General features: G+C 29.4%; 16 protein-coding genes. 4 read left to right on the forward strand and 12 right to left on the reverse strand.

Going from position 1 to position 20,224, the window contains the following annotated elements:
* Positions 1-9 precede the first annotated feature (9 nt).
* The 4 genes from tsaB to GQ596_RS02175 all read right to left on the reverse strand — a co-directional run bounded on the left by tsaB (position 10) and on the right by GQ596_RS02175 (position 4,885).
* On the reverse strand, positions 10-690 hold the full coding sequence (gene tsaB / locus GQ596_RS02160) for a tRNA (adenosine(37)-N6)-threonylcarbamoyltransferase complex dimerization subunit type 1 TsaB (RefSeq protein WP_160400043.1): 681 nt from the start codon (positions 688-690) through the stop codon (positions 10-12).
* Between the two features lie 31 nt (positions 691-721).
* A complete protein-coding gene (locus GQ596_RS11225) occupies positions 722-2,626 on the reverse strand; it encodes an ATP-dependent DNA helicase (protein ID WP_160400044.1) in 1,905 nt (634 codons plus the stop codon).
* Positions 2,627-2,921: 295 nt separating this feature from the next.
* Positions 2,922-3,896 carry a glycosyltransferase gene (locus tag GQ596_RS02170; protein WP_160400045.1) on the reverse strand — a complete coding sequence of 325 codons (975 nt, stop codon included), beginning with the start codon at positions 3,894-3,896 and terminating at the stop codon, positions 2,922-2,924.
* 11 nt (positions 3,897-3,907) lie between these two features.
* Entirely contained in the window at positions 3,908-4,885 is a 978-nt protein-coding gene (locus tag GQ596_RS02175; protein ID WP_160400046.1) for a glycosyltransferase family 8 protein, read from the reverse strand.
* Between the two features lie 145 nt (positions 4,886-5,030).
* Here GQ596_RS02175 and GQ596_RS02180 point away from each other — a divergent pair, with 145 nt between their 5' ends.
* Positions 5,031-5,981, forward strand: coding sequence for a glycosyltransferase family 8 protein (locus tag GQ596_RS02180; protein ID WP_160400047.1), 951 nt, complete (start codon positions 5,031-5,033; stop codon positions 5,979-5,981).
* Positions 5,982-5,992: 11 nt separating this feature from the next.
* On the opposite strand, the gene GQ596_RS02185 is transcribed toward GQ596_RS02180, so the two are convergent.
* The 4 genes from GQ596_RS02185 to msbA (GQ596_RS02200) are packed head-to-tail and all read right to left on the reverse strand — an operon-like array spanning position 5,993 to position 11,910.
* Complete coding sequence (locus GQ596_RS02185; RefSeq protein ID WP_160412526.1) at positions 5,993-7,201, reverse strand: glycosyltransferase family 9 protein; 1,209 nt, start codon at positions 7,199-7,201, stop codon at positions 5,993-5,995.
* A gap of 31 nt (positions 7,202-7,232) precedes the next feature.
* The gene (locus tag GQ596_RS02190; RefSeq protein WP_160400049.1) at positions 7,233-8,351 is read right to left on the reverse strand and encodes a glycosyltransferase family 9 protein; all 1,119 of its coding nucleotides are present in this window, start codon (positions 8,349-8,351) and stop codon (positions 7,233-7,235) included.
* A gap of 36 nt (positions 8,352-8,387) precedes the next feature.
* A complete protein-coding gene (msbA, locus tag GQ596_RS02195; RefSeq protein WP_202112557.1) occupies positions 8,388-10,160 on the reverse strand; it encodes a lipid A ABC transporter ATP-binding protein/permease MsbA in 1,773 nt (590 codons plus the stop codon).
* Between the two features lie 13 nt (positions 10,161-10,173).
* Entirely contained in the window at positions 10,174-11,910 is a 1,737-nt protein-coding gene (gene msbA, locus GQ596_RS02200) for a lipid A export permease/ATP-binding protein MsbA (RefSeq protein ID WP_160400050.1), read from the reverse strand.
* Positions 11,911-12,131: 221 nt separating this feature from the next.
* On the opposite strand from msbA (GQ596_RS02200), the gene waaO reads away from it, so the two are divergent.
* On the forward strand, positions 12,132-13,148 hold the full coding sequence (waaO, locus tag GQ596_RS02205) for a lipopolysaccharide 3-alpha-galactosyltransferase (protein ID WP_160400051.1): 1,017 nt from the start codon (positions 12,132-12,134) through the stop codon (positions 13,146-13,148).
* A 313-nt stretch (positions 13,149-13,461) separates the two neighbouring features.
* Here the strand turns inward: waaO and GQ596_RS02210 are convergent, their stop codons facing one another.
* From GQ596_RS02210 to GQ596_RS02220, 3 genes are read right to left on the reverse strand one after another with little or no spacing between them, the layout of a single operon-like run.
* A complete protein-coding gene (locus GQ596_RS02210; RefSeq protein WP_160400052.1) occupies positions 13,462-14,172 on the reverse strand; it encodes a capsular biosynthesis protein in 711 nt (236 codons plus the stop codon).
* Positions 14,144-15,706 carry a capsular biosynthesis protein gene (locus tag GQ596_RS02215; RefSeq protein WP_160400053.1) on the reverse strand — a complete coding sequence of 521 codons (1,563 nt, stop codon included), beginning with the start codon at positions 15,704-15,706 and terminating at the stop codon, positions 14,144-14,146. Before GQ596_RS02215 ends, GQ596_RS02210 begins: the two co-directional genes overlap by 29 nt.
* Positions 15,703-16,077 (reverse strand): capsular biosynthesis protein, encoded by a 375-nt coding sequence (locus GQ596_RS02220; RefSeq protein WP_160400054.1) that lies wholly within the window; start codon positions 16,075-16,077, stop codon positions 15,703-15,705. Before GQ596_RS02220 ends, GQ596_RS02215 begins: the two co-directional genes overlap by 4 nt.
* A gap of 220 nt (positions 16,078-16,297) precedes the next feature.
* Here GQ596_RS02220 and GQ596_RS02225 point away from each other — a divergent pair, with 220 nt between their 5' ends.
* Together GQ596_RS02225 and GQ596_RS02230 are read left to right on the forward strand one after the other, a co-directional pair.
* Complete coding sequence (locus GQ596_RS02225; protein ID WP_160400055.1) at positions 16,298-17,254, forward strand: hypothetical protein; 957 nt, start codon at positions 16,298-16,300, stop codon at positions 17,252-17,254.
* Positions 17,235-18,974, forward strand: a complete 1,740-nt coding sequence (locus GQ596_RS02230) for a glycosyltransferase (protein ID WP_160400056.1) — start codon at positions 17,235-17,237, stop codon at positions 18,972-18,974. Before GQ596_RS02225 ends, GQ596_RS02230 begins: the two co-directional genes overlap by 20 nt.
* 64 nt (positions 18,975-19,038) lie before the next feature.
* Here the strand turns inward: GQ596_RS02230 and glf are convergent, their stop codons facing one another.
* A complete protein-coding gene (gene glf, locus GQ596_RS02235) occupies positions 19,039-20,136 on the reverse strand; it encodes a UDP-galactopyranose mutase (RefSeq protein WP_160400057.1) in 1,098 nt (365 codons plus the stop codon).
* Between the last annotated feature and the right edge of the window lie 88 nt (positions 20,137-20,224).

Raw genomic sequence — 20,224 nt, forward strand, 5'->3', positions numbered from 1 at the left:
TTTTTTATTTTATCTTCCTGGTAACTTTTTCCAAGTCACTTCATTACGTAAATAAGTTGGCTCAACATCTTCAACATTCACAAGTTCATTCTTTTGCCATTTATTCTTAGCAAGAACAACAAGATCTTGGGCATGAGGTAATAAGATGTCGCTTTGTTTTACTCCATTAATCATATCAGGATAAGTTTGCCAACCCGTACCTGCACAATAATCATCTTGACTAATATGCTTCACCGTTTCGATTACTTTTTCAGGCCTAATAACACACTCAGCAATAACCGCTTGCCATTGTTCGTTAACATAATGATATTGACCTAAATAAACCTCATTCATTCTAGCATCAATTGTGGCAATAACACTTGTTGCTTGTGTTGTTCGATAAACACCCTGCGCCAAAGTCATTAATGTTGATACACCTATCATGGGTTTATCAATACCTAATGCTAAACCTTGAGCCACGCCAATACCAATTCTAACCCCTGTAAAACTACCCGGACCTTGTCCAAAAGCGATTGCATCAACTTGCGTAAGTGAACAGTCTGATTGTTTAAGAAGTCTGTCAACCATCGGTAATATTTGTTTCGTATGATCACGTGCCGATACAATAAAATCGTGAGTGATTTCGTTACGGTAGAGTAAAGCTGCCGAACAAGCTTCTGTTGAGGTATCAATGGCTAAAATAGTACTCATGTTTTTTCCAAAATATTTTATCTATTATCATTTAGCTTTTAGTTGTTAAAAAGCTTATAACTTTCTTTATATCCCGTGTTCTTGGTGACGACGGTAAGCTATTAATAAATGTTGCACCATAGGGTCGCATTACTAAACGATTATCACAAATAATAACTGCACCACGATCATTGTGATGACGAATCAATCGCCCTACACCTTGTTTTAAGGTGATAACAGCTTCCGGCAATTGTACATCATTAAATGCATCCCCTCCCTGCATTTGACAATCTTCCATACGAGCTTTAATTAACGGATCATCAGGCGAGGTAAACGGCAATTTATCTATAATAACACATGAGAGTGTATCACCTCTAACATCAATCCCTTCCCAAAAGCTGCTGGTAGCAATAAGTAACGCATTGCCAGTATGAATAAACTGTTCAAGCAATTTAACTTTACTGGTTTCGCCTTGCACGAGTACGGGTAATTTGGTTAATTCTCGAAACTGTTTAGCCAGTGCATTCATCATTGCGTATGAGGTACACAAAAAGAAACAACGTCCATTATTAGCTTCAATAACGGGCAATAAAATATTGGCTAATTTTTCAGCGTTGCCTTGTTCGTTTGGTGATGGAATATAACGTGGAACACACAAAATCGTCTGATTAATATAATCAAATGGGCTTTCTAATATTAGCGAATCAGCATTAGTTAGCCCTAAACGTTTAGTAAAATAATCTAATTGATTATCAACCGATAACGTTGCAGACGTAAAAATCCAACTACCTTTACGTTCAGTAAGTAATTCTGTAAATTTATCAGCCACAGACAGCGGTGTTAAAGCAAAGATAAAGGAGTTATAGCTACTTTCATACCAGTAACTAAAACCTGTTATATTGGTTTGCTGTAATCGCTTTAAAAGCATAGTATATTGCTTAATGCGTTCAAGACAGTTGTCTAACGTTGTCGAACGTCCAACGGCTAATAACAAAACTTCGTGACAAAAATCTAGTGCATCGACAAGATAAGAAATCTCTTTTTTAACCGCTTCTTGGTTAAATAAAAACCGTAAATTACCTTTTGGTGGCTGTTGACTAATAACAATTCGCAAGTCTTGCGTACACTTTTGTAGTTTATCAGCACATTGCTGTAGCTGAGACATATCTTTGACTTCAGTACGATAAACTAAATTAATTTCTTTTGCTAGATCAAAAAGTTGACGGCTGGTTAGCTGTTCTCCAAAATAGTGACAAGCAAGATCGGGTAATTGATGAGCCTCGTCAAAAATCATAACATCTGCTTTAGGAATTAGTTCACCAAAACCAGTATCTTTTACCACGACATCAGCTAAAAACAAATGATGGTTAACCACAACAATATCTGCATTTAAAGCTCGTTTGCGCGCTTTGACAACATAACAATCACTATAATGTTCACAATCACTTCCTAAACAATTATCATTTGTGCTTGTTAATATTGGCCAAATAGAATTATCTTCTGTGACAGTTGTGCATTTGCTAATATCCCCGTCTTTGGTTTTAATCGACCAATTTTTAACACGCGCTAAATCAGCGCGTAACTGCTTATCAAGGTCACCTGCTGCTGCATATTGATGATACATTCTTTCTAAACAAAGATAATTAGCTCGACCTTTAAGTAGAGCTATTTTGCCTGTGTAATTTAATGCTTTTTTTATTATTGGTAAGTCTTTGCTGAATAACTGTTCCTGTAAATTTTTAGAGCCAGTTGAAAGTATTACTTTTTTATCACTACGCAGTGCGGGTACTAAATAAGCAAAAGTTTTACCCGTCCCTGTTCCTGCTTCAACCACAAGAGAATGCTGTTTTTTTATTGATTCAGAGACTTTACTTGCCATATTGCGTTGTGGCTCTCTTGCCACAAACCCCTCTATAGCCTTAGCAAGTAAACCATCCTCTGCAAAATCATCAATCACTTAAATATACCCAATAAAAAGCTAAGTTCAACACACCAATAAAATTAAGAAAATATATTCTAAGAAAAATAAAACGTTATGAAAATATAATGACTCATTTCCAAAATGAGGTGAATTTATTATTGCTGAATTGAATAATTAACAATGCAAATAATTGCCGTACTATACCAGTAACAAAGAGAAAAAGATATATAGGTATATTTTAAGACGAATACGGTTGTTTTTTATTTTGAACATTACCCATTAAAAATAGATAGTGTTCAACGCTTAAAAAGCTAAATAATCAATAATAAATTTATTTTGCCAGTTTGGTTTTCAAATAAATTAAATAATGCTTAATTCCCAATAAATATTTTTTCTGTTTAAACATTAATCGAGAATAGGCTCGTATTGAAGATGTTTTTTTACAACTATATAAAGGCAGTTCATCATTTTTCCATGGCGATTTTTGCAAATAAAAATCGAATAATCTTGAACGATAAGGCTGATGCCAAGGTTTATTTTTAGTAATATAATGAATTAATACTGTATCGTCTGGAACTTTCGAATCTTCATTACCATTTATTGATAACGCTAGTAGATTATTATATTTTTTTGCTAATATGATTCTTTTTTCACCTATTGCAATATTTAATACGTCTTGATCTGGATATTGATATTTTTCACCACTATTTAATAGCGTTAGCGTTTTAGTTGTAATATCTTCCTGACACCAAAGTGGAATATTAATTAACATAACTCCTGAATTGAAATACGTACCAAACATTACGTGATATTTAGCACATTGGGACTCTTGCATATAGGGGGCATCAGCAACAGCGGCAACGACTGCTGAATCTAAATTAGTATTATAAATAAATGCTAAATTTTGAATACAGAGTGTATCACTATCAATATAAAGCAACCTTTCAGTAACATCTTTTAAAATTATCGGCGCAATTAATCGAACACAAGCTGAAATAGGAAACTGTTCAGTATTTCTGGAATCTATTTTAAACTGATCATTAATGACATATTCGGTGATAGAAACATCACCTGATTTAATATCTGCAAATTTTTTTCTATTCTCTTTTGAAATATTATGTGTAAAAAGATGAAAATGAATCTGCTGGTTTTTGTTATTTTCAATAACAGAGATAACGTCGACACCTGCCGATAGCGCATAATTATTATCAAAACATAATAAAATATGTAATACAGGTGTATTATTTAATGAATTACACAATAATAATTTATTTCGTTTATGAATAAACTTGTCAACATCAATCACACAACTAATCCTTAATGCTTTTTGAACGCTTTATGTTTCAAATACAATAAATAATACTTACAAGCAGAAAAATATTTATGTTGGCTTGCAAGAAGTTTAGCGTATCGCCTTGTTGTTGAAGGGGCATTTTCGTTGGCAAGTAATAATTTATCTTTTGCCCATGGCGAGGAAGCGATATAACTTTGATAAAGAGGTGTTATATAAAGCTGGTACCAAGGTTTATTACCCGTTACATAATGAATAATAACGGTATCTTTACTGATAAGATTGTCTTCTTGTCCACCAACCGTCAATGAAGTTAAATTATTAAAACAACGAGGTAAAAATACGGTTTTTCCTTGCATTAAAATGTTTAATACATCCTGATCAGCAAACTTATATATTTGACCACTATTAATCATTGCAAATGCTTTGTCTGTAAGATTGTTTTGCACCCACATATCCGTATTAATATAAATCATCCCTGCATTAAAATATTCACCTAATGGAATATTACAAGCGGTACATTGTTTTTCTTGTGTTTTATCAACATCAGGGACGACCGCAGAATATTTATTCGTTAAATCAGTGTTAATTAATTCATTAAGATTACTAGTACATAAAACATCACAATCCAGATATAAAACCCTAGAAGTCACTTTATTTAAAATTTGTGGAACAACAAATCGTAAACACGTTGATGCCGAAACATGCAGCACTAAAGTATCAGGATTAATAGAAAAATCATCACTAATTTCATAACAAATTATAGTCACATTTTCTTTACTTAGTTGATTAAACCTTATGATTTTCTCATTCGATACGTTATTAGCAAATAAATGAAAAACTAAGTTTTTATCTGGATTATTTAAAATGACTGAAGACATAGCGATACCTGCTGGCATTGCATAATTATCATCAAAGCAAAAAGCGATATGTGTAGACTGTAAGGATTCTATGGTATTATTAAATAATGTTGTAATTTTACTGATAAAAAGGTTTTCTTTCATCGTATACTTTTTTAAAACCATGATTAAAAATTTGTAATATTGTAACATACGTTAAATTAAACAATGAAGTAATAATCAATTTTATATTGACATATCATGTTAGTAATGACTAAATAACAGCGTTAAGTTTTAAAGAGCATTAGAAATGGATAAGAGTATTAATATTGCATATTGCACAGATTCAAATTATCTTGAACATGTAGGTGTTTCAATTACCTCTATCATACTTAATAATATGCATAATGATATTCATTTTCATGTTTTTTTATATGATGTAACTATAGAAGAACAAGAAAAATTACAACAAATTAGCTCATCAATTACTCTCTATTCAATTCCTGCCGATGAATTAAATAAGTACTCAGATACAAAAAATAACAAAGTACAACATATTAATCGATCAATGTATATCCGACTGTCCGTTCCAAGACTATTACATGGCATTGTCGATAAATTTATTTATTTAGATGCGGATGTGTTATGTTTTACTGATATATCTCCAATTTTAAATACCAATATAGATTCAGTTATTTGTGCAGTAACACCGGACTCACTAGATGAACAAAATATGTCAAAAAACCAAGAAAGACTTGAGTTAACTTCCGATTGTTATTTCAACTCTGGTTTTTTATATATAAATGTTGATAACTGGATGAAGTTTGATACCGAAAATAAAACGAATAAAATATTATTATCATTAGAACAAAAAGAATTAATTTATCCAGATCAAGACGCATTAAATATAGTTTTACAACATCAAGTATTATTGATCGATCCGAATTGGAATTATTTATTTACTTGGATGGATGATAAACAAAAAGAAACATTCTTTTATAATAAAAGCACGTTACCATACATTGTACATTTTACTGGTGCACGAAAAATGTGGTATCAAGAACACACTGGGCTTGCGCAAAATATTTATTGTTTTTATAAGCATTTTACGCCATGGGCAAATAGTCCACTTGAAAGTTATAAGCATAAAATGCGCATTAATGACTATCGTATTTATGCCAAAAATAATATGAAAGAGAAAAAATTTGCGACAGCCTTAAAGTATTATTTGCTTTATTTAGTCTATAAATTTAAAAATTAGATCTAACTCACTTAGATATATTTACCAATTGCCCCTATTAAATTATCAGGGTCAATCTTTTCCATACTATTAACATAAAAAACAATTTGTTTTCCATTTATATCGTTGGGTGACCAAATATGACTATTTACTTGCAAGTTAAGATTCGGGGTGTATTTTTTTATATATTTTTTATCTAAAAATAAATCTTGCTGTAAATATTTATAATTACTTAATTCTCGACTATAAACAGATTTCAAACTATTTGAGTTAGGAGGCGGTGGCTCCATATAAATTGAAATACACTTAGTTGAAAAAGCTGAAGCAATATGTACTATTGATGTATCAACACTAATAACTAAATCTGCTTTTTTTATTAAAGGAATGACATCAGAAATTGTAGGAGACTGAAATTTAACACAATCTGGTATAACTAATTTATCAAATTTTTTACCTTGACCAATTAATATTATTTTATAATCTTGATGGCAGTTTTTTAATAAATCACACAACATTTTAATCTGATGCACAGATAAACAACGATAGTTTGAACTACCATAGGGGTTTATTACGACAAATTTATTTTGGGGTTTAATATTATGAGTAATAAATATGTCCACATTTTTTTCTTTAACAGAATCAATAAAAATTTCGTAATTAAACGAACTATGTTTAATATTAAGGTATGTTAAATAATATTTAAGTTGATTTGTAACATGATCTTCTGGCTGATAATAAGGCAAAGAAATATTGAATGATTTTATATTGCTTTTATTGTAACTAAGTAAATGTGTACTTCTCACAAAACAACAAAAAAACAAATGTTTTATATCTAATCGCCTGTGAAATCGTGCATCAATTGCCAAGTCAAACTCATATTTTCTAACCATTTTTAGTGAGTTAATTAACTTGCCCAAACTTTTATCATTATACAAAAAACAACCCGTTATATGTGGATTGTTATCTAAAATTTCTAAGCTACTTTTTCGAGAAGATATATAAACTTCATATCCTTTATCAGCCAAATATCGGATAAATGGTGTTGTAACTATCATATCCCCAATACAATCATTTCTAATAACAAGTACTTTCTTTATCTTACTAGTATTAAATAGTGTTTTTTTCTTTTTCAAAAAAATAGTAAAAATAAACAAAACTTTTATATATAAAATATATTTAATTTTTTTAGTAATAAAATTACGTTTCCAATTTAACTGTCGCAATTTTTGCTTGAAATCCATCAAAGTTATTCTCATTCTTTTGATCAATTTTTTATAATTTTTCTATTTCTAATTTTAATTGTTCGAGCATGATACTAATATCAAGATTCGCTATGGGATCACCAAGCCCTGTACCTAAATTATCATTAGTAAATATTTGTTTTGCATTAGGATAATTTGGCGCCCAGACAAAATTATTAATAAATACATTATCAATCATCCTATTGTTATAAACACAAAGCATTTTTTTATCATAAATAGAAGCAATATGTACAATTGAAGTATCAACAGAAATCACTAAATTTGAAAACTTCACCAAAGCTACACTTTGAAAAAAAGAACCTAATGGGTTAATAACAATATTTTTTTTAGTTTTAATATGAGAAATTGTACTTGGTTCGCCAATAATAATTGTTATGCAATTATCATATTGAGACAAAAACGATAAGATGATATCAATTTGGGAATTAGAAAAACTTCTCGCCTGATTTGAACCATATGGGTTGAAAATAATGATATTTTTTTTTGAAGTAAGAAAAGGATTTATAAAATCTCTCGCTGAAAATTCGGCTTCTGTTGGAATATTAACAAAGTACTTTATGGGAGCTGATTCAATACTCATTAATTCAAGTATTTTTTGGCTTCGTGTTGAAATATGTGATTTGTATTCTTGATAGAAAATTGATGTATCATATAATTTATATTTTTCTTGATTAAAACCAATCGTATGTAATGGATTAATAGCTTGAATTATTTGAGCACGCCTTACACTATTTGGGCCTTTATCGACAAGATCTATTACAACGTCAATCTTTATATTCTGTGATTGTTCTTCTATCTGTTTTACACCTTTATTCCTATCGTAGGACAAAACACCATCCACCAAAATAAATTTATCAAAAAGAAAGGCAATTCTCTTTTCTACTACTACATATACTTTAAAATTATTTTCTCTGAGATAATGAATTAAATAGGAAGTGACTATTGCATCACCAATTCCTTGATCATTCATCAGAATGGCTACAGAACGATATTGTTCAAGAATAAAAGTCGATCGTTGTTTTTTTTTTCGATTTATTAATGCTAATTTAATAGCCAATTTAAAAGGTTTTATCTTTAAATTTCGTTGCCTATTTAAGTATTTAATACATTCTAGTAATTTATTTGCCATTCCTTTCAATATCCTATAATGCAAAAATCATCTATATTAAATCACAAAGTTTCCTTGGTATAATTTTGCATATAAACCATCCATTGATAACAACGTTTGATGGTTGCCTTGTTCAATAATTTTACCATTATCAATTACCAATATTTTATCTGCATTTTCAATAGTTGATAGTCGATGTGCGATCACTATTGATGTCCTCCCTTTCTGAAGATCGTCCAGGGCTTTTTGAATTGCTTGCTCTGATTCGGTATCTAAAGCTGAAGTGGCCTCATCAAGTATTAAAATTGGCGTATCTCGTAATAAAGCTCTTGCGATTGCAATACGTTGCCGTTGACCACCAGATAATAGCACACCACTTTCTCCCACTATTGTATTAAATCCATTTTCAAGTCCTATAATAAAATCATATGCATACGCTTTTTTAGCAGCTTCTTCAATTTCTTCTTGAGAATATTCGCCTACTTTTCCGTAAGCAATATTATTTGCAACAGTATCATTAAATAAATGCACGTTTTGTGAAACTAATCCAATTTGATTACGTAAACTATATAAAGTTAAATCTTGAATATTATTATTATCGATTAAAATTTTACCTTCACTTATATCGTAAAAACGAGTGAGCAAACTTGCGATAGTTGTTTTTCCTGAACCTGATCGTCCAACTAAAGCAACCGTTTTACATGGCTCTACTAAAAAACTAATATCTTGTAGTGCTGGCTCTTGTCTATTTTCATAGGTAAAAGTCACATGTTTAAATTCAATATTGCCTTTAACCCGCTCAATATTGATTTTTCCATTATCCTTCTCAATTGGTTGTTCAAAAATAGCAAATAACGTTTGACAAGCCGCCATACCTTTTTGAAAATCTGCATTAACACTGGTTAAGCTTTTTATTGGTTGCATTAACGCTACTAGTGAAGAAAAAACGACTGTAAATTGTCCTGGGCTAATGCTTAAATCAGGATTACTTGCCATTAACAAGACAAAAGCGATAGCAAACGAAATAATAAGTTGAACAATTGGCGTTGATAATGCTGAAATAGAAACTAATCTCATACCATCTCGACGAAATTTATTATTTACTTTATCAAAGTTTTTTGACTCTTCATCTTGAGCTCCAAAAAGGATAATTTCCCGATGACCTTTTAACATCTGTTCAACAGACATAGTGACACTGCCCATTGAATTTTGCATATTTTTGGCTAAACGTCTAAATTTCACAGAAATAAAAGTAATTAACCCAATAACAATTGGCGTAATGATAATCAACGATAAAGACAACTGCCAACTATTGCTAAACATAGTATAAAATAAACCACAAATAAACGCTGATTCACGTACTATTGTTATCAAAGCATCTGATGATGATGAGGCAACTTGATCAGTATCATAAGTAATACGAGACAACAACCTTCCTGTAGAGTTTTGATCATAAAAACTGACTGGTGCATTAACAAAATGATTAAAAAGGCGTTGACGAATATTAAGTACAATTTTAGTAGAAATCAAAGATAAAAAGAAAGCATATCCATAATTTGCAATACCACGAAGCAACACTAGCCCAAAGATATAAAAAGGCGCCATCATCAAAAAATGCTGATCATTTTCAACAAATCCTTTATCAAGTAAAGGCTGTAACAACGCAATAAGAGAAGTATCGGCAAACGCACTAAAAATAAGCAAAATTATTGATAAAAACAGAATAAATTTATGTTTAGCAATATAAGGCCATAACTTAGAAAACGTCTTCCATGTGGATATGTCTCGATCAATATCGTTGTTTATTGATTGATTATTATTTTTTTTCATAATATTTTTTGCTTTAAGAATTAAATTGCATTTGATACATCTTGGCATAAATGCCATTTTGAAGTAATAATGAACTGTGAGAACCTTCCTCTATTACCGAACCATCATCAATAACTAGTATACGATCAGCTTTTTCAATTGTTGACAATCTATGTGCAATAATAATTGAGGTTCGATTTTTCTGTAAATGCTCTATAGCCTGCTGAACAAATCGTTCAGATTCATTATCCAATGCCGAGGTGGCTTCATCAAAAATTAAGATAGGGTTATCGCGTAAAAGTACTCTTGCTATAGCGATTCTTTGTCGTTGTCCACCTGATAATAAAACACCATTATCACCAATCTCAGTATCCAACCCATGTTCTAATTTTTCGATAAACTCCATTGCATTAGCTTGTTTAGCGGCATTAATAACATCCTCTTGAGTATATTGATTTTTAGCACCATAAGTTATATTTTCAGCTATCGTGCCATTAAATAAATGAACTTTTTGCGAAACATAGCCTATTTGCTTACGCAATGAAGCAAGTGTATAATCGTTAATATTAATACTATCTAGTAGTATCTCGCCTTTTTGTATATCATAAAATCTAGGGATGAGGCTTGCTATCGTTGATTTACCTGCACCTGAACGTCCTACTAAAGCAACCGTTTCGCCTTCTTTAATTTTAAAACTAATATTATTTAAAGATGGTGATGTCCTTGTTGGATAAGTATAAGTGACCTGACAAAACTCAATATCACCTTTTGCTCTAATTAACTCAATTTTTCCATTGTCTTCTTCAAGTGGTAAATTTAAAAGCCCGAATAGTGATTCGCAAGCAACCGAGCCTTTTTGTAATTCAAGGTGAACACTAGTTAACTCCCTTAAAGGACGCATTACGGCAACCATAGCAGAAAAAACAACAGTAAATGATCCCGGTGTAATATCTAACGTTTGACTTGCAACAAGAAATAAAATTAATCCTAAAGCCAATGTAGCAACTAATTGGATGATCGGTGTTGATAAACCTGACACAAGTACAATTTTTAAAATGCTTTTCCTAAAAATCTTATTGATTGAATAAAAATTGTCTTTTTCGTATTTTTGAGCATTAAAAATTAAAATTTCTTTATGCCCTTTCAACATTTCATCTGCAGCAGTTGTAATATTACCTATCCCTTTTTGCATAGAAACAAGTGTATTTCGAAACTTTTTTGCAATAAATTGAGCTATAAAAATAACTAACGGTACAACAATAATTAAAACTAAAGCTAATTTCCAATTACCATAAAACATAACGATACATAAACCGATAGCATAAGCTATTTCCCTTACTAAAATAATAAGAGCATCAGATGAAGCTTTTGATAATAATTGAGTATTATAAGTGATTACAGTGACAAGCTCACCAATAGGATTCTTATCAAGAAAACTGGTAGGACTTTTAACTAAGTGATTAAAAATCATCTGTCTAAATTTGGTTACAACCTTACCAGATAACCAAGAAAGACAATAAGTAGAACAATAGTTAGATAATCCTCGTAATGCAATTAACCCTATAATACCAATCGAAAAAAGAATTAATAACTCATAATTTTTATCCATTAACCCGTTATCTAATAAGGGTTTTGTTAACGAGATCAGTGTTGCGTCAGTTGCAGCATTGAGCAAAAGTGCAATAATTGCAACAATTAACGCTTTTCTATGTGGGTAAATAAACGGCCACAATTGTTTAATGGTATTCAATGAGCTATATTTATTAGACATAATAAAGTAAAAAAATTAATCAGAAAGGTGATTATACTATACATAGTCTATTAATTTGAAATTTTATTACAACTCTTTTCAACTAGAAAAAATTTGTTTTATCTATATAATACAGTAATATTAAGTGAGTTTTTTAAAGCTTCTTACAATATTAAATACTTGATTAAGTAATCAGTTATTAGATAATAATTAATTTAAAACGGTGTAATAGGAAATTGGCAATGTATTTCGAAGCAAACAAAATCATAAAAAAAAAAATAATATTTGGAGCTAGAAATAACAATAACGTTAATCAACTAGACATCGCATATGGCATTGATAAAAACTTTTTTTTAGGTTGTGCCACTTCTATTACTTCCATTTTATTAACTAACCTTAGTTTATGTTTCAGTTTTCATATATTCACAAATTACATTAACGATGATCTAGAAAAAAAACTAGAACAACTTGCCGATAGCTATAAGACAACCATAACAATTTATTTAGTTGAAGATAATGGGTTATCACACTTACCGACTACTAAAAATTGGACAATTGCAACCTATTTTAGATTTATCGTAGCAGACTATTTTTATGGAAAAATAGACAAAATTCTTTATCTCGATGCTGATATTATCTGTAAAGGTTCATTAAAAGAATTATGTACGTTAAATTTTGATAATAATATCGCCTATGTAGTGACAGAAAAAGACTCTATATGGTGGAACAAATGTGCCACTCGACTTGGTGAACATAAATTATCATCAGGTTATTTCAATGCAGGATTTTTGCTAATTAATCTAAAAAAATGGCAAGAATTTAATGTAAATAGCAAAGCATTAGAGTTACTTTCCGATTTAAATCGTTCAGGAAAACTCACGCATTTGGATCAAGATGTATTAAATATTATATTGCTAGAAAAAGTTAAGTATCTTGATAGAAAATATAATCAACAAGTCAGCATTAATTACGAATTAAAATATAAATCGAACATTAACTGTTACTCACCCATTTCAGATGAAACAATATTAATACATTACATTGGACCAACCAAACCGTGGCACAAATGGGCTAAAGATTATAAATGCTCGCAATATTTTCTTGATGCCAAATCAGCATCGCCATGGAAATCAACACCTCTGCTATCAGCCATAACAGCAACACAAATGAGATATTGTGCAAAGCATAAATTGCATCAGGGGAAAATATTGTCCAGCTTCATGTACTACATAAAATATTGTTTAAAAAAAGTGAAATAGCCTCGTCATTATTCCCATAATTTTATAAGCATTATACTTTTGCTTAATACTTTAAAAATTCTTCGAGTGATAGACGGGGGAACTATTCTTTATAGTTCTCCATGCTTATTTCAGACAGTTTAAAAAGTACTATAACCATTTGCTAAAATACTACAATAAAAAATTTCTGAAAGGTAGATTATCCTATCCAAAATTAAAAAAGCACAGTAAATTAGTTATTATCAAGTGTAGTGGCATAGCCAATCATCACTTTTAACTAACAAATACACATTTAGAATAAGGATCTTCCTCCAAACTACTTTTTATCAAAATTTTAATTTCTAGAATTACCATTTTTTATAAATAAATCATATTCAGCGGGAGTCCCCATAAAAGTATGATTATTTATATTGACAAGCCTATATCGGATATCATAATTATTTTTTATAAGGTTATTAAACAAAGGAGCAATATAAATTTCACCAACCATATGATTAATAGAATTATTATAAGCATACTCATATATTTTTTTATTTTTAAAAAAATATATGCCATTAGAACATAAGTCGGATATACGATCCTTTTCTGTTGTTTTTAATACCTTATCAGTATTTTCTTCTGGTAAAATAAATGACCAATGCTCACCATCCCCTTTAAAAACTTCTAAATATCCATCACAATTAACATCATAAAATTCGAAATCTTTTCTGTATGTATCTATATTAAAAATTAACATCTTTTCATTTTCTGGCACTTTATCCAAATTTAAATAAATGGTCTCTGCTTGCCCTCTTGTTTCTCTATTTAACGTTGCTATTTCAAAATCATTAATTCCTATTTTTTTTAATTCTTGCTCAAGAAACTGTGGTGTATCAAAAACATCACGACAAATAAATAAAAATTTTTCAGTATTATAATATTTCTCAAAAGACTTCACTGACCATTCAAATAAACTATGCCCATGAGCAATTAATTTATATTTAGGTTGATCAAATCCTGCTTTAAAAAAACGGCTACTAAGACCTGCCATCGGAATAATTATCATTTCTTAAATCCTTATATAATTTAATAGCTGTAGCAATAAAAGCTTTTTGGCGGTTTGGTTTATCATAATGTAATGGTAACATTGATAAAAATAGAGTTATTGTAATAGCTAAAATTTCTCGAAAAGAATAACCTAGCTTTTCTATTTCATTTTTTATTTGGTAAGAAATATTTACCGATTGAGAAGGCAATTCAAGAATAATCTTATTACTATTTTCTTTTATAGTAAAACGATCTGAAACAATAAAATCATATTTACCAATTGCTGAATGAACTAATTTCGCAAGATCATAACGAAGATCCCCATAGACATTAAAATTATTATCAAAATCTAGTCCTCTAGGATCAATCACTTTTATATTATTTCTTTGAAAATCAAATAAAATATTACTAAAACAAAAATCGCCATGAACAAATGTCGATTTATGTTCAGAATTTATTTGACCATGTGCATATTTTAGAATATCTCTTAAAAAATATGGGTTGGACTCATCATCTAAGATTTGCTTATCATAAATAGGATTTTGAGATAAAAATTCACTTAACCTTTCATTATTTTTATTAACTAATGATGAATAAAAATTACATGTAGTTTGTTTTTTTATTTTCTTACACTCAGATAAAAAATTAAAACAAGAATTGATTATTAGCGACCAAATATTAGAAGGGTGGTTACCAAATACAAACATCTCAGTTAATGTAGGACAATATAAATAATCTAATTTATAGGAAAAGTAATTTTCTTCTTTTCTAGCATCTATTAAACGAGGGGTAAAATGAATTAGATTTTCAGGAATACTCCTAAACCAATTTGCTTCTGCCTCTAATTTTTTTGATTTATGAGATTTCTTTTCTACATAATACTTTGTAATTTTCAACTCATTAAAAGCCCTTTGTGTAGTAACAATCGTTTTTGAATCATAAAAAGTATTTAAATGACCAAAATCCAACCAGTCATCTCTTTTCTCTAGCTTAAAGCTAAATTTATCATTATATAATTCCAAGCTTTTAGACAAATCAAATTCACTAGCTATCAGACAATGTACTAATGTTAAAGGATGGCTAACAGTCAAGATACCACAAAAAATTTGTCTTTCGACAAGGTCTTTTTTAGGCATTTCTAACCAAATGTAATTATATTCTGAATGAGAGGTAAAGATAATATTGTCAGATAATTCATTTGTATACAATCCATTTTCTAACAATGTATCGCCATAATATAAAGTAACATTTTCATCATTATTCAATATCACGGAAGAAAGACTAAAAGCCACAGATTGCCCCAATGAAAAAGAATCCTCAATATATAGTATTTTTATATTTAATAAATCTAATTCTAATTTATCTTGTTCATGTAAGTTATAACTAGCAGGTAAAGTCAGATATATTGTTTCATCTGGGCAATTATCTCTAATACTACCAATCTGATAATGATATAATCTCTTATTACCAACAGGTAAAAAAGAAGGTGGTATTTTGCCAAACTCTATTCTTAAATCTTGTTCAGTATATTTTGCTGATAAAATAATAATCATTTTTCATTGCCTAATAATTGCAGGATTTCTTCATATGAAAGAGATATAAATTCACTGGGTCTGATTGCTTTATCATCTACATAAAAACCATCAAAACCACACCATGGCTTCCCTATGTAGATCTCATCATAAGGAATATTATTTTTTTTTAACCATTCAATTAGTACTGGTAAAGTGTATTTATTAATTTTACCGATATTACCATCAAAAGTATTTATATTTCTGCTACTATTTAAAACTATAGTAAATCCCATCGCTTTATATTTAACCAACTGGTCCACAACATCCCTATTAACTACCGCATCCTCATACCCTAAATTACCTTTACCTTTAGTCAGAGTCATATCAACATCCATAACTAATCTTTTCATTAAACTATTTCCTTTTCTTTTAATTTTATATTGTTTATTTAAAATTTAAAAATCAGTTGTTTATAATACTGATAATACTTAATATTTAAAATATGTTAAGAAATTAATTCTGTTTTGTAAAAAAATATTAAGAAGGAATTATAAATTTAAGATGACTTTTTATTAAATTCATTTTAAAATTTATGAAACCTAGCCTATCGAAATAAACTTTTATATTATTATGATATATATTTCAGTTCCTGTACATGAGGCTCCCGAAGTAATCGTTGATCAAATTTTTAACATTACTAAATTTATACCCAATGGTTGTATTATTTTACATGTATCTAAGCAAGCTTCATTTAGTAAAGATAAATTAAATAAAATTTTTGATGAAAAAAAAATTAATAACGTATTAATTAATCCGATATCTGTTGATACCTCTTGGGGTAGTATTATTCAATCTCATATTTCTAATGTTAAATACATTGATAGTATCTCCTCAAATAAAAATGACAAAGTTATATTTCATGCATCTAATGATATGATTGTTAGAAATGGCTTAGACTCTTTTTTATCTAACTCATCAAATTTATTCCATACACGATATTATGAAAGATCAGGATATTGGTGGCCAGCAAATGTAGCTCTAAATCAAGATAAAATATTTTTAGATGTGCTCAGAAGAGTTGGAACAGGGAGAATTGTTGCATCACAAATTGAGGGATCAATGTATCAAATAAGACTTTTAAATGAAATAATAAAATTAATAGATAAATATGAAATAATTGGAAACAATAAAGCTTTCTATCCTCGTGAAGAATTCTACTTTTCATCTTTTGCATATGCTTTAGGTGTTATTCCAGATAATACTCCCTATGTTTATTCTGAAGTACATTATTTTGATATGGTTTTATGGAAAATTTTTAATAAAATTGATAATTCATGTATACCATTTAAGAATACTTTAAAAAAACATATAAATACTTTTTTATTCAAAAGCCAATTTTACAAGATAAAAGAACAAACAGTAGACAGTATAATTTCTTCAGAATATAAAAAAATTGAAATTTATGATGGTGGTAATTATTGGAACCCGTACCCTGACAATTGTGGATTATACGGCGTAAAAAGAATTCATCGAAACATGAACGATAAAATAAGGAACTATATAAACAGTGTCACTAATAAACAATAAACTCTATAATATCTGCTTTCCTGATTCTATCTCATCACAAGACGCAGAATCTTTTATTCGTTGGACAGGACCGATTATAGCAAATAAAAATGCTTTATTTCTGCCCAAAGGTTCATCTATTTCAACTGATACTTACCATAATCTTTTCGCTGTAAAAAAAGTGCGCGAGTTTACTTTTTATAATGACTTTCTATTTAAAGTCAATGGAACAGGTAAATGTCAAATTGAGTTAATTGCAATTGCGCAAACAGATTTTTATATTTTCGAACATGTTATTTCTATTGAGCAATTTTCGGGTACTTTTTCTGCATGTATAGATATTACAGATCAGTTAAGCAACTACGATGCTTTGTATTTAAAAATATCAGCGTATGAAGATGTCACAATTAATAGTATAGAAATTTTTTCTAATAATCAAATACCTGAAAATGAAGTTTCTGTTGCTTATTGTATCTGTTCTTATAATAGAGAAAGTTATATTTCTTCTTTTGTGAAAGATATAGCATCGCACTTTATAGGAAACAATAATATATCATTTTATATTACGATAAACGGAAGCCCATATTCTATTGACTTTAGTGACAATTTTACTGTAATTAATAATCGTAATTTAGGAGGAGCTGGAGGATTTACTAAATCCATTATGGCTGCTTTAAAAAATAAAAGGCACTCACATGTTATATTAGCTGATGATGATATTTATATAGACAAAACATCTATCTACAAAACTATAGCTATATTAAAAGGTCTTAAACCTGAATATAGCGATTATTTTATTTCTGGAGCAATGTTATCTGGTGATGAAAAGTGGCTACAATATGAAAGAAATGCAACTTTAACAAGTAAAGGCTTTATCCATCATGGTGCATATGAAGATACGCGTTCCAAACATACTGCTTTCTATTCCGCTATAGCGCCAGCTTATCCTGGGATTGCTGGATGGTGGTATTGTTGTATACCTATTAAGGTAATACTTGAATATGATTTACCCCTTCCTATTTTTGTCCGAGGAGATGATGTAGAGTATTCAATCAGATGTGCTAAAAATATTTTGTCATTTAATGGTATTTGTGTTTGGCATGAACCGTTCTTTAAGAAATATAATGAAATTATGGAGGACTATTATCTTGTCCGAAATTTGACAATAATTTCTTTAATCTATAATCAAGAATTTTCAAATATTAAACGGCAATACATTTTTAAGAAATTTTTCAAGAATATTTTTATATTTGATTATGTAGCCGCTAAATTAAATATAAAAGCGCTAGAAGATATTTTAACACAACAATATCTATTAGATCCTGAGCTCATACATAAAAATATCGTGGATTATAAAAATAAGCATATTGACTATAAAGAGTATAGTGGCTTGGAATGTTCCCCTCAAAAAAGGAAACATATACGGAAAGTAAAACTACTATGTAGAGGAATCCTGCAGTATATTTTCAACATTAAAGGCGGTAATATATCTTCATTAGGTGGATACGAGCGAAACCCTCGTTATTTTTTAGGTAGAAAAAGAGCTAAAATATATATAGGAAATAACACATATAGATTATATAGATTTAGATTTGTCAAATCATGGAGTCTGATTTATTCATTTATAAAATGTTACATGAAAATAAAGAAAAACAATATAAAATTACAAAGAGATTTAACATCTTTTCGAGATCAAAGCGCTAAATCTGAAGCTTGGAATAAGATTTTTGAACAAAAATAAATCTACATTTTGTGTTATATCTGAAAAGAACTGCTCAATCCTAAGCAGTTCTTTTTTCTTTTTATTAACTTAAAGTATCAATAAATTCCAATGCTTTTTCAATGACATTATGCATATCGTAATATTTATATTCAGCTAACCTACCGCCAAAATAAATTTGTTTTTCTTTATCTGCAAGCTCTTTATATTTCTTAAATAATGTGGCATTTTTATCATCATTGATTGGATAATATGCTTCATCTCCAATTTTCCAATCACAAGGATACTCTTTAGTTATAATTGTATGATCTGTTTCTACATAGTCAAAATGCTTGTGTTCAATGATACGCGTATAAGGAATTTCATACTCTGTATAATTGACTACCGCATTTCCTTGATAATTTGCTTCATTAATTGTTTCGTTTTCAAAACGTAAAGATCTATATTCTAAAGCGCCATATTGATAATCGTAAAATTTATCGATTGGGCCGGTATAAATAATTTTATTTGCTAGTTCAAGGTTATCTTGTTTATTTTCAAAAAAATCAGTATTTAATTTTACATCAATACCTTTAAGCATTTTTTCAATAATTTGTGTATACCCACCTATTGGAATACCTTGATATTTATCGTTGAAATAGTTGTTATCAAAGGTAAATCGGACTGGCAACCTGTTAATTATGAATGGAGGAAGTTCAGTTGCTTTTCTTCCCCATTGTTTTTCTGTATATCCTTTGATTAATATTTCATAAATATCTTTTCCAATTAACGATATTGCTTGTTCTTCAAGATTTCTTGGGTTTTCAATATGATATAATTTTTTTTGTTCTTCAATTTTTGCTTGCGCTTCTTTAGGGGTTTTTACTCCCCACAATTGATAAAAGGTATTCATATTAAATGGCAAATTGAATAGTTTACCTTTATAATTTGCAATAGGCGAATTAGTAAAACGGTTAAATTCGGCAAAACTATTAATATAATCCCATACTGCTTTATTATTAGTATGAAAAATATGGGCTCCATATTTATGGACTTGAATACCTTTATTATCTTCGGTATATATATTTCCAGCTAAGTGGTCTCGCTTCTCTATTAGAAGTATTTTATTGCCTCTTTTTTTTAATTCATGAGCACATATAGAGCCAAATAGGCCACTGCCAACAATCAAATAATCATATTTCATAATTTTCTCTTGGTAGTTTAATTAACTAGCTGAATAAAAAGCTATAATTGGTGTACAATATAGTATATTTTTGAGATGAAAAAGCAAA

It is taken from the genome of Gilliamella sp. Pra-s60 (genome assembly GCF_009795755.1).
Classification (GTDB): Bacteria; Pseudomonadota; Gammaproteobacteria; order Enterobacterales; family Orbaceae; genus Gilliamella.

Coding starts and splice junctions, on each gene's coding strand:
- msbA (WP_202112557.1), bottom strand. CDS start 10,160: ATGAAAAAAAATAATAATCAATCAATAAACAACGATATTGATCGAGAC.
- GQ596_RS02190 (WP_160400049.1), bottom strand. CDS start 8,351: ATGGCAAATAAATTACTAGAATGTATTAAATACTTAAATAGGCAACGA.
- GQ596_RS02185 (WP_160412526.1), bottom strand. CDS start 7,201: ATGGATTTCAAGCAAAAATTGCGACAGTTAAATTGGAAACGTAATTTT.
- GQ596_RS02180 (WP_160400047.1), top strand. CDS start 5,031: ATGGATAAGAGTATTAATATTGCATATTGCACAGATTCAAATTATCTT.
- waaO (WP_160400051.1), top strand. CDS start 12,132: ATGTATTTCGAAGCAAACAAAATCATAAAAAAAAAAATAATATTTGGA.
- tsaB (WP_160400043.1), bottom strand. CDS start 690: ATGAGTACTATTTTAGCCATTGATACCTCAACAGAAGCTTGTTCGGCA.
- GQ596_RS02175 (WP_160400046.1), bottom strand. CDS start 4,885: ATGAAAGAAAACCTTTTTATCAGTAAAATTACAACATTATTTAATAAT.
- GQ596_RS02220 (WP_160400054.1), bottom strand. CDS start 16,077: ATGAAAAGATTAGTTATGGATGTTGATATGACTCTGACTAAAGGTAAA.
- GQ596_RS02215 (WP_160400053.1), bottom strand. CDS start 15,706: ATGATTATTATTTTATCAGCAAAATATACTGAACAAGATTTAAGAATA.
- msbA (WP_160400050.1), bottom strand. CDS start 11,910: ATGTCTAATAAATATAGCTCATTGAATACCATTAAACAATTGTGGCCG.
- GQ596_RS02225 (WP_160400055.1), top strand. CDS start 16,298: ATGATATATATTTCAGTTCCTGTACATGAGGCTCCCGAAGTAATCGTT.
- glf (WP_160400057.1), bottom strand. CDS start 20,136: ATGAAATATGATTATTTGATTGTTGGCAGTGGCCTATTTGGCTCTATA.
- GQ596_RS02210 (WP_160400052.1), bottom strand. CDS start 14,172: ATGATAATTATTCCGATGGCAGGTCTTAGTAGCCGTTTTTTTAAAGCA.